The following is a 14,154-nucleotide window of genomic DNA, read 5'->3' as shown; positions in this document are numbered from 1 at the left end:
AAGTGACGGTAGGTTTAATTCCAATACGTCAGTTCGAGTGACGCGACATAAGGAGCGTTGTATCGAGAACTATTTATTTAAATTTCTTTTTAGCCAAATTAGGAAGCTTTTCAAATTCATCATTAATCAATGCTTCTTTTTTAGCTTTAGACCATTTTTTAATTTGCTTTTCTGTTTGAATTGCTATACTTATATCGGAGAATTCAGCATAAAACTTAAGTTCGATAGGTCTTCGTTTATAGGTATAACTTTCAATATGTTTTCCAAGCTTATGTTCTGTAATCCGTTGTTCTAAATTAGAAGTAATTCCTGTATAGTAGGTATTATCAGAACATTTTAAAATATATACATAAGAGATTTTCATGTATAAAAGATATGAAACTTCTCGATACAATTTGTTCGTGTCTCACAAATCACTCGAAGTGACGGTAGTTTTAATTCCAATACGTCAGTTCGAGTGACGCGACATAAGGAGCGTTGTATCGAGAACTTTCCGCAATAGTTGAGGCAACCTAAAAACTTATAGATACAATAATTCACTTGAAGTGACAAGCTTTCCTATTATGGTTGTCCGCAAAGTAAAATTAATCAAATACTAATCTGACAAAATTACCTAACACTAAATTGGCTTACTTTTTGTTATATTTAAATTCTAAATATAAAATTTAAAAATCATGTTTACAGGATATATGGGTTACTACATACTAATAGGTGTTATTGCTTTAGTAAGTGGTATGGTAAGTAGCCAGTTAAAACGAAAATTCGCACATTACTCTAAAGTGCACTTACGTAATGGGATGACAGGCGCTCAAATAGCAGAAAAAATGTTAGCCGATCATGGTATACAAGACGTAAAAGTAATTTCTACAAGAGGTCAGTTAACAGACCATTACAATCCGGTAGATAAAACCGTTAATTTAAGTGAAGTGGTTTACAATCATGCCAATGCTGCAGCTGCAGCAGTTGCAGCGCACGAAGTTGGTCATGCTGTACAACATGCAACAGCATATCAATATTTAACAATGCGATCTAAATTAGTACCAGTTGTGCAAGTAACTTCAAGTATGTCACAATGGGTTATTATTGGTGGTATAGCATTAATGGCTTCTAACGCTTTAGGTGGTAGCGGTTTTTATGTAGCAATAGCAGGACTTGTTATGATGGGATTTGCAACGCTATTTAGTTTTATCACTTTACCAGTAGAGTATGATGCAAGTAATCGTGCATTAGCATGGTTAAAAGCAAAAAACATGGTAACACCAGAAGAATATGCAGGTAGTGAAGATGCTTTAAAATGGGCAGCAAGAACCTATTTAGTTGCAGCTATTGGTGCTTTAGCATCGCTATTGTATTGGGCTTTACAAGTATTTGGAAGTCGAGATTAGAATTCTAAAATAAAATAGTTATAAATAAGCCGAATAAAATACTTTTTTGTTCGGCTTATTTGTTTACTTTTAAACTAACAATCAAACTATAATTTTATGGAAAACAATCAAGAAAGTCCGTTTAACCAATTTGAAAGTAGAGCATTGGTTAGTGCTGCTTCAGAAGTAGATCGCGTAGCATTTTACAAGAAAACTTACAGTCATGTTGCAGGTGGCGTTTTAGTATTTATACTTTTTGAGTATTTACTATTACAAAGTGACGCCATTGTAGAATTTATGTTATCTATGATAGATGGATACAAATGGCTATTAGTACTTGGAGGATTTATGTTAATTACTACCTATGCCGAAAGTACAGCAATGAAAACTGCCGATAAAAACAAACAGTATTTAATGTATGGCTTATACATATTAGCGCAAGCTATTATCTTTATTCCTATGATATATATTGCAGCTTTTTATATGGAAACTGGCGCTCAAATATTACAACAAGCAGCTTTAGTAACCTTATCCTTATTTACAGGATTATCTGCAGTAGTCTTATTAACAAAAAAAGACTTTTCGTTTTTAAGAGCAGGATTAACCATTGGATTTTTTATTGCTTTAGGATTAATTATTGCAGGAATGATTTTTGGTTTTGATTTAGGATTATGGTTCTCTGTAGGTATGTGTTTATTAGCAGGTGGATCAATCCTGTATCAAACTTCAGAAATTGTAAATAAATACACAACCGAAGATTATATACCAGCAGCATTAGGCTTATTTGCCTCATTAATGTTACTATTCTGGTACATTTTAAGAATATTTATGTCAAGAGACTAGATTACAATTTGGGCGTTACCCACTTTTGCTTTTAATGGCAAAAGTGAGTCAGGCTTTCGCAAGTCGCAATCAAAGATGTGCTCCGACAGTTGCTCAATCCTTAACGCAAAAAAACACCTCAAAATATTAAAATTTTGAGGTGTTTTTTTATTCGATTTATTCTAAAATTGTATCGTTTTAGATTTTAATTTGTCTTTCAATCTGTTGATCTAAAGAAATAAATGTTTCGGTTCTAGATACACCTTCTATAGATTGAATTTGACTATTTAATAAATGCATTAAATGCGAGTTGTCTTTACAAAGGATTTTAATTAAAATACTCCAGTTACCCGTTGTGTAGTGGCACTCTAATACTTCTGGTATTTTTTGTAATTGTTTTACGGCTTGCGGATTACTAATAGCTTTATCTAAATAAATTCCAACAAACGCCATAGTAGTATAGCCTAAAACTTTCGGATTAATAACAAACTTAGAGCCTGCAATAAGTTTAGATTTTTCTAGCTTACGCAAACGTTGGTGTATTGCTGCACCAGAAATACCAACTTGTCTAGCAATTTCTAATACTGGTGTACGCGCATCTTCCATTAGTGCACGAAGTATTTTTTTATCAATACCGTCTATAATAAGGTTGTTATTTGAAGTTTTCAAAAGAGTTAAGCTTATAGTTTAAAAGATAAAAGTAAGTATTTTGTTTTAAACTAAAACTTTATTTTGTGTAATTACCTTTGGCAAGCGCGTTAGGGATAGTATTGAAAATCCCACAGCGAGGTAAGAGCGAGGAATTGTAAAGAATAGCCCGACCGTACCGATTTGTTCGGTACGGTAACGCTATAATAATTTTAGATATTTAAAGGGTTGTAACCTAAATAAGGAACTTTGGTTTCTTTAAAAATAATACCGTAATCTTCTAATTCTTTTAAAATTGGTGTGTATACCTCTTTATGTATTGGTAATTGTACACCTGGTGTTGTAATTTTTTTATTCAAAATGGCTAATGTTGCGATAGCTACTGGTAAACCAACGGTTTTAGCCATAGCGGTATAGGTTTGGTCTTCGCCTACACAAACCATAGTGGCGTCTATTTGGTGTTTTTTACCATCTAATTCGTAACCAAATTTGTGGTACATCACAAGCATATCTTTATCTTCTTGTGCTAATGTCCAACTATCCATTAAAATCTTCTGTAGGATTTGCGCTGGTGTTGCTTTTTTAAGTTGTACCATTTTATTTGGGTTAAAAATATCAAGTTCTACAAATTTATCCCAAACAATATCATCTTGATCAATCTTTAACGCATGTCTAAATTTTAGCTCTACAGAATCTGTTGGACTATATGGTAAAAAAGAATTTACAAAGTCACGATAACTCATGTTTTCGCTATCATCTATAGTGTAGCTATCGTCTGTCATACCTAATAAAACAAATGCTTGCCAAGCACGAGAAAAACCTACACGACGCATTGTACCTCTGTATAATGTTCTAATATTGTCTAATCCGTAAACGCTTTGATATTTTAAAGAATCGCGGTTAGCATAAGCTTCAAAACGTCCAAAGCCTTCAACATCTAAAAACTCTGTACGTCTAAATAGTCTGTGGTAAGGAATATATTTATAGGTGTTTTCTTGTAAAAATTTTGCTGCGCCACCTTGTCCTGCAACAACTACGTTTCTTGGATTCCAAGTAAATTTGTAGTTCCAAAGATTGTTATCACTTTCTGGTGCTACAAGTCCGCCACAAAAGGACTCAAACAGTATCATTTTTCCGCCATTATCACGAATACGATCTATAACTTGCATAGCACTCATATGATCAATACCAGGATCTACACCAATTTCGTTCATAAATACTAAGCCTTTATCTTTAGCTTGTTGGTCTAGTGCTTGCATCTCATCACTTATATAAGATGCTGTAACCATATTTTTACCGTAAGTCAAACAATCTTTTGCTACTTCTATATGAAATCTAGCAGGTAACATAGAGATAACGATATCTGCATTTTTAACAGCATTTTCTCTAGAGGTTTTATCAAAAACATCTAACGTTATTGCTGTAGCATTTTGGTGATTGCCAATCATTTTTTTTGCATTATCTAGATCCAAATCACCAACTGTTATGTGTAAATTTTCAGAATCAGATTTATCCAAAAGATATTTAAATAAGTAAGAGGTTGATTTACCGGAACCTATAACTAAAATATGTCGCATATGTAGAAAAACTGTATTGTAATTTTTTGTAAATTATTTTTAAAGTAAATAGTATTTTAATACGAATTTAATAAATACTTACCGTATTTTTGCGTTAAGATTAAGTAATTATGAATAAAAGAATTTTAATACTTGCTGCTATTTTAGGACTAACTAGTGTAATTATTGGTGCTTTTGGTGCTCATGGATTAAAACAAGTATTAAATGCGGATCAATTACAAACCTTTGAGGTTGGTGTACGCTACCAAATGTATCATGCTTTATTTTTATTGTTTATAGGACTAACAGATAAGATTACACTAAAAGCAAAATCAGCAATATTTTATTTAATACTTGTTGGTGTTATCTTTTTCTCAGGTTCGATTTATGGTCTTGCTACAAATGATTTAACAGGATTTGATTTCAAAAAAATAGCTTTTATAACTCCTATTGGTGGTAGCTTATTAATTGCTTCTTGGATAATAATTTTACTTAATTTTTTTAAACTAAAAGAGAATAAATAGCTTTTAGTTAGCGTTAATTTATATTAAATTTTACCTTTGCACTTTAAACAACACAAACAAATTATGGTAAACCATACACAATCTACGAAAACGATTTCGTTAGAACAATACGGAATCAAAGATGCTCAAGTTAATTATCAACTGTCTCCAGATCAATTACACGACGTAACCATTGAAAAAGGTCAAGGTGTAGAAGCGTCTTCTGGTGCACTAGCTGTAAACACAGGAGAATTTACTGGAAGATCTCCTAAAGACCGATTTATAGTAAAAGATAGTATTACTGAAGATAAAGTTTGGTGGGGAAATATTAACATTCCGTTTGATTCTGATAAATTTCAAAAGCTTTACGACAAAGTCACTAATTATTTATCTGGTAAAGAAGTATTTGTAAGAGATGCTTATGCTTGTGCAGATGATAATTATAAATTAAACATCCGTGTGATAAACGAGTATCCTTGGAGTAATATGTTTGCTTATAACATGTTTTTACGTCCAACTGAAGAAGAATTATCTAACTTTTCTCCAGAATGGACCATTGTAAATGCTCCAGGTTTTATGGCAGATCCAGAAGTAGATGGAACACGCCAACATAACTTTGCAATTTTAGATTTTACACGTAAAATAGCTTTAATTGGCGGAACAGGTTATACTGGCGAAATCAAAAAAGGAATATTTTCTGCTTTAAATTTCATACTTCCGGTATTTAAAAACACGTTGCCAATGCACTGTAGTGCAAATGTAGGAGAGAATGGAGAAACAGCAATTTTCTTTGGTTTATCTGGTACAGGAAAAACCACTTTATCTGCAGATCCAAATAGAAAATTAATTGGTGATGATGAGCATGGTTGGACATCAGAAAACTCTGTATTTAACTTTGAAGGTGGTTGTTATGCTAAAGTAATTGATCTATCTGAAGAAAAAGAACCAGATATTTTTAGAGCAATAAAAAGAGGCGCAATCCTGGAAAATGTAATCATGGACGATGAAGGCGTTGTAGATTTTGAAAATACTTCAATTACTCAAAACACACGTGTTAGTTATCCAATTTATCATATTGATAACATCCAAAAACCGTCTATTGGTAAAAACCCAAAAAATATATTTTTCTTAACTGCAGATGCTTTTGGAGTTCTGCCTCCAATTTCTAAACTAACACCAGCACAAGCGGCATACCATTTTATTTCTGGTTATACAGCTAAAGTAGCTGGAACAGAAGCTGGAATTACAGAGCCTGTACCAAGTTTTTCTGCTTGTTTTGGTGCACCATTTATGCCTTTACATCCTACAAAATATGCAGAGATGTTAAGCAAAAAGATGAAAGAAGCTGGCGTAAACGTTTGGTTAGTTAATACTGGATGGACTGGCGGATCTTATGGTGTAGGAAGCAGAATAAAACTAAAATACACCAGAGCTATGATTAATGCTGTATTAAATGGTGATTTAGGATTATATAATTACAACGATTATCACATACATTCTGTATTTGGTGTAGCGCAACCTAGAAGTTGTCCAGGTGTACCAACAGAAGTTTTAAGTCCAAGAGCAACTTGGAATAATGATAAAGAATATTACAAAACAGCCTTTAAATTAGCTAATGCATTTAGATCAAATTTTGAGAAATTTGAATCTTATGCTAGCGAAGAAATAAGACGTGGCGGACCGCAACGTTATGCTGAATAGTAATAAATAAAGTGTTAAACAAAAAGCGCTATCTAATAATTTTAGATAGCGCTTTTTAATTTATTTTAAAAAGGTAATTACTTTCCTTTATTTACTTCTTTAATATATTTTTCTAAAGCCATAGTCATAGAAGGAGTTTCTGGTGTTGGAGCAGAAATATCTACTCTTAAACCTTTAGCTTCTACAGCTTTTATTGTGGTATTTCCAAACACAGCAATCCTAGTGTTGTTTTGTTTAAAGTCTGGAAAATTATGGAATAAAGATTCGATTCCAGAAGGACTAAAAAACACTAAAATGTCATAATACACATCTGCTAAATCAGATAAATCACTAATTACAGTTCTATAAAAAATAGCTTCTTTCCAGTTAACACCAAGTCCGTTTAAAGTTTCTGGTACTTCTGGTTTTAATTTATCTGTAGTTGGTAATAAAAATTTCTCGTCTTTATATTTTTTAATCAGTGGAGAAAGTTCAGCAAAAGTACGTTTACCAACATAAATTTTACGTTTTCTGTAAACTACGTATTTTTGAAGGTAAAAAGCAACAGCTTCAGATTGACAAAAATACTTCATTGTATCTGGAACTTTAAAGCGCATTTCTTCTGCAACTCTAAAAAAGTGATCTACAGCATTTCTACTGGTTAAGATAATAGCGGTATAGTTGTTTAAATCTACTTTTTGCTGTCTAATTTCTTTTGATGACACACCTTCTACGTGAATAAAAGGTCTAAAGTCGATTTTTACTTTCTGTTTTTCTGAAAGATCAAAATAAGGCGAATTTTCTATTTTAGGTTCTGGTTGTGAGACTAAAATTGTTTTCACTTTCATATAGCGTATCATTTATTTAGACCTACTTTATTGCTATAAATTGATAAACAATAATGTATGGTGCAATTTCGAGAGCGCAAAGATACAAAATAAAATAAAACAAGCTTTGCTTAAGTAGATTAAGATTTTTGCTATAGTATGTTAACAAAATAATTGTGTAAATCGCTAATACGCTTATTCCTAAAATATATAGCAGATTTGCGCTATAGTCAACGTAATAGATTAATATGGCATTAACAGGTAATAGGATAAGTCCTAAATAATTTCTGTAGCTAATTTTATTAAATAAGTAGCTGTTAATTAAATGGTCTATTTTAAAAACACTAGCTAACAATCTTTCAATTAATACTTTAACAATAAAAAAAGAACCTAGTAAAATAGCGTATTTTAATATTAAAAGTTGACTTAAAACAGTGCTAGACAAAGCTTTTTGAATTATATAAATAAAAATACCGCCATTAAGTATTAGGTTTATAAATAGTAAAGCGTCAAAGGTTTCAAAAAAGTGTTGTTCTTTAATATAGGCTTTAATATATCGATTAGTTAGTATAAGATTAGAAAATATATCAAAGCGTTTCCCAAAAAGTAATTTACTTATGGCAATACATAAAAGACAAGCAATAAAAATTGCTGTAATAATATCTGTATTATTAATTTGTCTTAGCATGCGGTAAAATTATTATATTTAATAGGTAAAATAATTAATTATTAAGGTTTTTTTATAAACATTTAAGGCTATAAAATGTACATTTGCTAAAAAATTAAAAGCTATTAATGCAGGACGCAATTGTCATTATCCCTACTTACAATGAGATTGAAAACATAGAAGCTATTTTAAAAGCTGTTTTTAATTTACCAAAACAATTTCATGTTTTAGTAGTGGACGATAATTCGCCAGACGGGACAGCAGCAAAAGTTAAAGATTTACAACAGCTTTATAAAGATCGACTTTTTTTAACGGTAAGAAAAGAGAAGTTTGGTTTGGGTACAGCATATATACATGGGTTTTATTGGAGCTTAGAAAAAGAGTATCAATATATTTTTGAAATGGATGCAGATTTTTCTCATAACCCAAATGATTTAGAAAAACTGTACCAAGCCTGTCACAATAACGGTGCAGATATAGCAATAGGTTCTAGATACGTTAAAGGTGTTAATGTTGTGAATTGGCCTTTAGGTAGAATAATTTTATCCTATGGCGCATCATTTTACGTGCGATTAATTACAGGAATGCGAATTAAAGACGCGACCGCAGGATTTGTTTGCTATAAAAGAAAAGTTTTAGAAACTTTAGATCTAGAAGATATTAGGTTTGTTGGTTATGCATTTCAAATTGAAATGAAATTTAAAGCCTATCTAAAACGTTTTAAAATTGTAGAAGTACCTGTGATTTTTGTAGATAGAACAAAAGGTGAATCCAAACTTAGCTCAAGAATAATATCCGAAGCTATTTTTGGAGTAATAACAATGAAATTAAAAAGTATATTTAATAAGAAATAAGGCAGTATGTACCAAAAAACCACTTTAATTAAGAATGCAAAAATTGTTAACGAAGGTAAAATTGTTAATGGCGATATTCTAATAGAAGGCGAGTATATATCAAAAATTGCCGAATCTATAAGCCCAAAATCTGCAGATGTAAATGTTTTTGATGCAGAAGGACAATACGTATTACCTGGCGCAATAGACGATCAAGTTCATTTTAGAGAACCAGGATTAACACACAAAGCAAACATAGAAACCGAGTCTAGAGCAGCTATTGCTGGTGGAATTACATCGTTTATCGAGATGCCAAATACAAATCCTCAAACTACAACAGTAGAAGCTTTAAACGATAAGTTTGATCGAGCATCTAAAACAGCTTGGGCAAACTATTCGTTTATGTTTGGTGGTACAAACGATAATCTAGATGAAATTTTAAAAATAGATAAAAAAGACGTTGCAGGATTAAAACTATTTTTAGGGTCTTCTACAGGAAATATGCTGGTAGATAATCCAGAAGTTTTAGAAAAAATATTTAAAAGCACAGATCTTTTAATCTCTGTGCATTGCGAAGATGAGGCTACAATAAAAGCAAATCTTGAAATTTATAAAGAACGTTATGGAGATGATATTCCTGTGCATTTTCATCCTATAATTAGAAGTGAAGATGCTTGTTATATTTCGTCTTCTAAAGCAATAGAATTAGCTAAAAAAACAGGAGCAAGACTACATGTTTTTCATTTATCTACAGGTAAAGAAACTCAGCTTTTTGATAACAAAACACCATTAAAAGATAAAAAAATAACAGCCGAAGTATGTATACATCACCTTTGGTTTAGCGATAAAGATTACGAAAATAAAGGCACGTTAATAAAATGGAATCCTGCAGTTAAAACAGAAAAAGATCGTGATCAATTACTTAAAGCGTTACTAGATGATAAAATAGATGTAATAGCAACAGATCATGCTCCGCATACTTTTGAAGAGAAATCTAACGTTTACACTAAAGCGCCATCTGGCGGACCATTGGTACAACATGCTTTACCTGCGTTATTAGAAATGTACCATGACGGCGATATTTCAATAGAAAAAATTGTTGAAAAATTTTGTCATAATCCAGCAATTCTTTTTGAAATAGAAAAACGAGGATTTATAAAAGAAGGCTATTATGCAGATTTAGTTATGGTAAATTTAAATAATCCATGGACTGTAAATAAAGATAATATACTTTATAAATGTGGTTGGTCACCATTTGAAGGAACCACTTTTAAGTCAAGAATAACGCATACATTTGTAAATGGAGGATTAGCTTATAAAAACTTTAAGTTTTATGATACTAGATATGCAAAACGTTTAACTTTTGATAGAGATTAGTCATGAAAATTAAATTAGTTGTTTTCTGTTTACTCTCATTAATATTATTGGGTTGTTATGGTATAGAAAAGCCTAAAAAACCTGATAATTTAATACCAGAAGATAAAATGGTAGATGTTCTAGTAGAAATTGCAATTGTTTCTGCAGGAAAAGGAATAAACAAAAGAACGCTAGAAAATAAAGGGATAACTCCTGTTGCATTTATTTACAAAAAGCATAATATAGATAGTCTTCAATTTGTAAACAGCAATAATTACTATGCTTACGATATAGAAACTTTTGATAATATCTACAGCAAAGTAAAAGATAGTCTAACTTTATTAAGAGATAAATACAAAGAACAGCAGAAAAAAGAAGACAAACAAAAGGCTAAAAATAAAGGCAAACAAAATAATAAAACAAGCAAAGAGAAAAGACCTAGGTTTATTAAAGACTCTTCTTTAATTACTAAGAAAAAAATTACAAGTAAGCTCTAAACTTTTATCTATAGGTTTAAAAGATATATCAATAGATTCTTTAAGTTTTGCATTGCTATAGTTAGAGATAGATACAGCGCTATTTGCGGTTTGCCTAGAAAGTATTCTTCTTTTATTTATCAATTTACCTAATAACCAATCCAATCGCCAAGCTAGTTGTAATAACCATTTTTTTGCTTCTATAGTTGGTGGTTTTACACCTAATACATTTGCTGTTTTTGTAAAAAAATCTTTAAAAGATAAATGCTCTGCAACTACAATAAACCGTTGATTAACAATCTCGCTTTTCATTAAAGTTACCATAGAATAAACGACGTCATTAACATCTACAAAAGCTGTTGTGCCTGTTGTGTAAAATTTTAATCCGTTATAAGTTTTAGAAATTAAAGATCCGCTACCTTCTTGCCAAATACCAGGACCAATAATTACTCCAGGATTAACAATTACTGCGTTTAAACCTTCTTGTGTACCACGCCAAACCTCTAATTCTGCACCGTATTTAGTAATGGCATAACCGCTATGGTCTAATTCTTTATTCCAATCGTTATCTTCTGTAACAATTTTAGAAGTTCCTGTGTCACCTAATGCAGCAATAGAACTTACATAACATAATTTTTCTACCTTATTACTAATGCAAAAATTTACAATATTAGCAGTACCTTTAATGTTAGTTTTTTTAAGTAAATCAAACATATTTGGATCAAAACTAACCAATGCAGCACAGTGGTAAACGTAGGTGATATCTTTAAAAGCTTCTGTAAGTTGAGGTATGTTATTTAAGTCGGCTTCAACCCATTCAATTTTATCAAATAAAGCATCTACATTTTTGGTATAATAACTAAAGATGCGTTTAACGTTTTCAAATTTAGAAGTGCTTCTGTAAATAGCGCGTACAGATTGGTTTTCATTTAATAAATGAAATAACAAATGCGCGCCAACTAATCCTGTTCCTCCAGTGACTAAAATCATGCTACTAAAGTAATAAATATAAGATATTGTACACTTTTTATAACACTATTTTTATCTTTGCGAATTCACTATTAAAATGAATTAAAATGGCAAACGCATTTGTAGAAGAATTACGTTGGAGAGGAATGGTACACGATATCATGCCTGGTACAGAAGAGCAACTTGATAAAGAAATGACCACTGCTTATATTGGATTTGATCCAACATCAGACTCTTTACATATTGGTAGTTTAGTGCCTATAATTTTATTAGTGCATTTACAAAAAGCAGGTCACAAACCAATAGCTTTAGTTGGTGGCGCAACAGGTATGATTGGAGATCCTTCTGGTAAAAGTGATGAGCGTAATTTGTTAGACGAAGCAACTTTAAATCATAATGTTGCTGGTATAAAAAACGTATTGTCAAGATTTTTAGATTTTAATTCAGATGAAAAAAACGCACCAGTTTTAGTGAATAACTACGACTGGATGAAAAACTTTAGTTTTATAGATTTTGCTCGTGATGTAGGAAAGCGTATTACCGTTAATTACATGATGGCAAAAGACTCTGTAAAAAAACGTTTAAGCGGAGATGAAGGTAGCGTTGGTATGAGTTTTACCGAGTTTACCTACCAATTAATACAAGGATATGATTTTTACCACTTGCATAAATCCATGAATTGTAAATTACAAATGGGAGGAAGTGATCAATGGGGAAACATAACTACAGGAACAGAACTGGTAAGACGTATGAATGTTGGTGATGATACAGCAAAAGCTTACGCTATGACTTGCCCGTTAATTACAAAAGCAGACGGATCTAAATTTGGTAAAAGTGAAGGTGGTAACGTATGGTTAGATGCCGATAAAACTAGCGTTTACAAATTCTACCAATTCTGGTTAAACACAACAGATGAAGATGCAGAAAAGTATATCAAAATCTTTACATTTTTAGATAAAGACACAATCGATACGTTAATTGCAGAACATAAAGAGAATCCAGGTTTTAGAGCTTTACAGAAAAAATTAGCCGAAGAAGTAACAACGTTTGTACATAGTAAAGAGGAATATGAAAATGCAGTAAAAGCATCACAAATCCTTTTTAGTAAAGACTTTAAAAATGAAATTAAGCAATTAAATGAAAATTTATTCTTAGAGGTTTTTGAAGGTGTGCCACAAGCCGAAGTTGGTAAAGATAAAATTGAAGCAGGATTAGACATGATTGCTGCGCTGTCTGCCGAGACTAACTTTTTAGCAAGTAATGGTGAAGCACGTCGTGCTTTAAAAGAAAACTCGGTATCTGTAAATAAAGACAAAGTTGGTGAAGATTATGTGATAACCACAGAAGACTTGATTAATGATAAATATGTTGTCATTAATAGAGGTAAGAAAAAAACATTTATTATTAAGATTGTATAAAAAAAAGGCTTGTTTACACAAGCCTTTTTTTATTATAAAACCATAAGATTACAACCTCTTATATCACTATTATCAAAACGACCAATAATTTCAAAATCGGAGTCTGTTAGTAGTCTTCCTAAATCTTGTGTCGCAATAAACGAACAGGAGTTAATATTTGCTAAGTCAATAACATTTATTCCACCAGTTCTTTTGGTGTGATGCACAGTAAGCGCATCTTCGGTATCTCTTGTTAAAGTTTTCATCCAAGGTGGACAAGTAAAAACACCATTGCCTTTAGAATAGGCTTGGCTTAAAAGTTCGGTCATACCATATTCACTATGTATTTGATCAACTCCAAAACCAGTTTTTAGTAGTTGATGTAATTCTTCTCTTATCAATTCTTTTCGTTTACCTTTCATGCCACCAGTTTCCATAATAATGGTGTTTTTTAAGTTGAATTGATAACGTTCAATCAAATCTAAAAGCGCAAAAGACACGCCAATTAGTAGCGTCTTTTTACCTTCATTTTCAAGTTGAAGTAAAGTGTCTTTTAATTCATCTAAATTGTTTAAATAAAATCCACTTTTAGGCTGTTTAGAGTCTTTAATTAAATGGTCAACCATGTAGACTAAAGAAGAGCCTTCGCGCTGTAAATAATTAGGTAATAATGCTAAGATGGTATATTCTTCTACATTACCATAAAAATGAGAGAATCCTTTTTTAAAGCTGTCTTCGTAAATTTTTAAATCGGTCACATGATGTTTACTGGTAATTTGTCCTGTTGTACCACTGCTAGAAAAAGTAATTTCAGTTGGCGCTTTACTACTTATTACCTCACGAGATTTAAAAAACTGAATAGGTAAAAACGGTATTTGATGTAATTGGTTAACATCACTTGGATTTTTATACAATAAATCACAAAAAGAACGATAGACGCTATTATTTTCATATTGAAATTTAAACACGTTTAATGCTTGTGTTTTAAAAGCTTCTTCTGTAGTAATGTTAAAAATGTCTTTTGTGAGATTCATAGGAATACAAAAGTATGTAAAA

15 protein-coding genes are annotated in these 14,154 nt (G+C 31.4%); 8 read left to right on the top strand and 7 right to left on the bottom strand.

The genetic code is table 11. The features are described 5' to 3' along the window. Positions 1-73: 73 nt before the first annotated feature. On the bottom strand, positions 74-364 hold the full coding sequence (locus IFB02_RS04255; protein WP_106686760.1) for a GIY-YIG nuclease family protein: 291 nt from the start codon (positions 362-364) through the stop codon (positions 74-76). Between the two features lie 310 nt (positions 365-674). Between IFB02_RS04255 and IFB02_RS04250 the strand changes: the two genes are divergently transcribed. Then, complete coding sequence (locus IFB02_RS04250) at positions 675-1,385, top strand: zinc metallopeptidase (protein WP_106686761.1); 711 nt, start codon at positions 675-677, stop codon at positions 1,383-1,385. Positions 1,386-1,481: 96 nt separating this feature from the next. Continuing rightward, complete coding sequence (locus IFB02_RS04245) at positions 1,482-2,207, top strand: Bax inhibitor-1/YccA family protein (protein ID WP_106686762.1); 726 nt, start codon at positions 1,482-1,484, stop codon at positions 2,205-2,207. A gap of 177 nt (positions 2,208-2,384) precedes the next feature. On the opposite strand, the gene IFB02_RS04240 is transcribed toward IFB02_RS04245, so the two are convergent. After that, positions 2,385-2,855, bottom strand: coding sequence for an Lrp/AsnC family transcriptional regulator (locus IFB02_RS04240; protein ID WP_106686763.1), 471 nt, complete (start codon positions 2,853-2,855; stop codon positions 2,385-2,387). 191 nt (positions 2,856-3,046) lie between these two features. Then, positions 3,047-4,411, bottom strand: coding sequence for a saccharopine dehydrogenase family protein (locus IFB02_RS04235; protein ID WP_106686764.1), 1,365 nt, complete (start codon positions 4,409-4,411; stop codon positions 3,047-3,049). A gap of 110 nt (positions 4,412-4,521) precedes the next feature. Between IFB02_RS04235 and IFB02_RS04230 the strand changes: the two genes are divergently transcribed. Beyond that, positions 4,522-4,914: a DUF423 domain-containing protein gene (locus IFB02_RS04230; protein ID WP_106686765.1), complete on the top strand. Its 393-nt coding sequence runs from the start codon at positions 4,522-4,524 to the stop codon at positions 4,912-4,914. Positions 4,915-4,977: 63 nt separating this feature from the next. Next, positions 4,978-6,594 (top strand): phosphoenolpyruvate carboxykinase (ATP), encoded by a 1,617-nt coding sequence (gene pckA, locus IFB02_RS04225; protein ID WP_106686766.1) that lies wholly within the window; start codon positions 4,978-4,980, stop codon positions 6,592-6,594. A 77-nt stretch (positions 6,595-6,671) separates the two neighbouring features. On the opposite strand, the gene IFB02_RS04220 is transcribed toward pckA, so the two are convergent. After that, positions 6,672-7,421, bottom strand: a complete 750-nt coding sequence (locus tag IFB02_RS04220; protein ID WP_106686767.1) for a uroporphyrinogen-III synthase — start codon at positions 7,419-7,421, stop codon at positions 6,672-6,674. 22 nt (positions 7,422-7,443) lie between these two features. Next, positions 7,444-8,088, bottom strand: coding sequence for a DUF4271 domain-containing protein (locus IFB02_RS04215; RefSeq protein ID WP_106686768.1), 645 nt, complete (start codon positions 8,086-8,088; stop codon positions 7,444-7,446). Positions 8,089-8,195: 107 nt separating this feature from the next. On the opposite strand from IFB02_RS04215, the gene IFB02_RS04210 reads away from it, so the two are divergent. Genes IFB02_RS04210 through IFB02_RS04200 form a run of 3 tightly spaced genes read left to right on the top strand, consistent with a single transcriptional unit; the run spans position 8,196 to position 10,753 of the window. After that, positions 8,196-8,921, top strand: coding sequence for a polyprenol monophosphomannose synthase (locus IFB02_RS04210; RefSeq protein ID WP_106686769.1), 726 nt, complete (start codon positions 8,196-8,198; stop codon positions 8,919-8,921). Between the two features lie 6 nt (positions 8,922-8,927). Next, positions 8,928-10,277 carry a dihydroorotase gene (locus IFB02_RS04205; protein WP_106686770.1) on the top strand — a complete coding sequence of 450 codons (1,350 nt, stop codon included), beginning with the start codon at positions 8,928-8,930 and terminating at the stop codon, positions 10,275-10,277. Between the two features lie 2 nt (positions 10,278-10,279). Next, positions 10,280-10,753: a DUF4296 domain-containing protein gene (locus tag IFB02_RS04200; RefSeq protein ID WP_106686771.1), complete on the top strand. Its 474-nt coding sequence runs from the start codon at positions 10,280-10,282 to the stop codon at positions 10,751-10,753. Here the strand turns inward: IFB02_RS04200 and IFB02_RS04195 are convergent. Beyond that, entirely contained in the window at positions 10,718-11,722 is a 1,005-nt protein-coding gene (locus tag IFB02_RS04195) for an NAD-dependent epimerase/dehydratase family protein (protein WP_106686772.1), read from the bottom strand. The two genes, IFB02_RS04200 and IFB02_RS04195, sit on opposite strands and share 36 nt — an antisense overlap. 86 nt (positions 11,723-11,808) lie before the next feature. Between IFB02_RS04195 and tyrS the strand changes: the two genes are divergently transcribed. Then, positions 11,809-13,119, top strand: a complete 1,311-nt coding sequence (gene tyrS, locus IFB02_RS04190; RefSeq protein ID WP_106686773.1) for a tyrosine--tRNA ligase — start codon at positions 11,809-11,811, stop codon at positions 13,117-13,119. 32 nt (positions 13,120-13,151) lie between these two features. Here tyrS and IFB02_RS04185 read toward each other — a convergent pair whose 3' ends face one another. After that, the gene (locus IFB02_RS04185; RefSeq protein ID WP_106686774.1) at positions 13,152-14,132 is read right to left on the bottom strand and encodes a long-chain-fatty-acid--protein ligase; all 981 of its coding nucleotides are present in this window, start codon (positions 14,130-14,132) and stop codon (positions 13,152-13,154) included. Positions 14,133-14,154: the final 22 nt, after the last annotated feature.

The sequence above is a fragment of the Mesoflavibacter profundi genome (assembly GCF_014764305.1).
Taxonomy (GTDB): Bacteria; Bacteroidota; Bacteroidia; order Flavobacteriales; family Flavobacteriaceae; genus Mesoflavibacter; species Mesoflavibacter profundi.
Note: the sequence above shows the minus strand (reverse complement) of the source record. Positions and strands in the feature narration are given on the sequence as shown.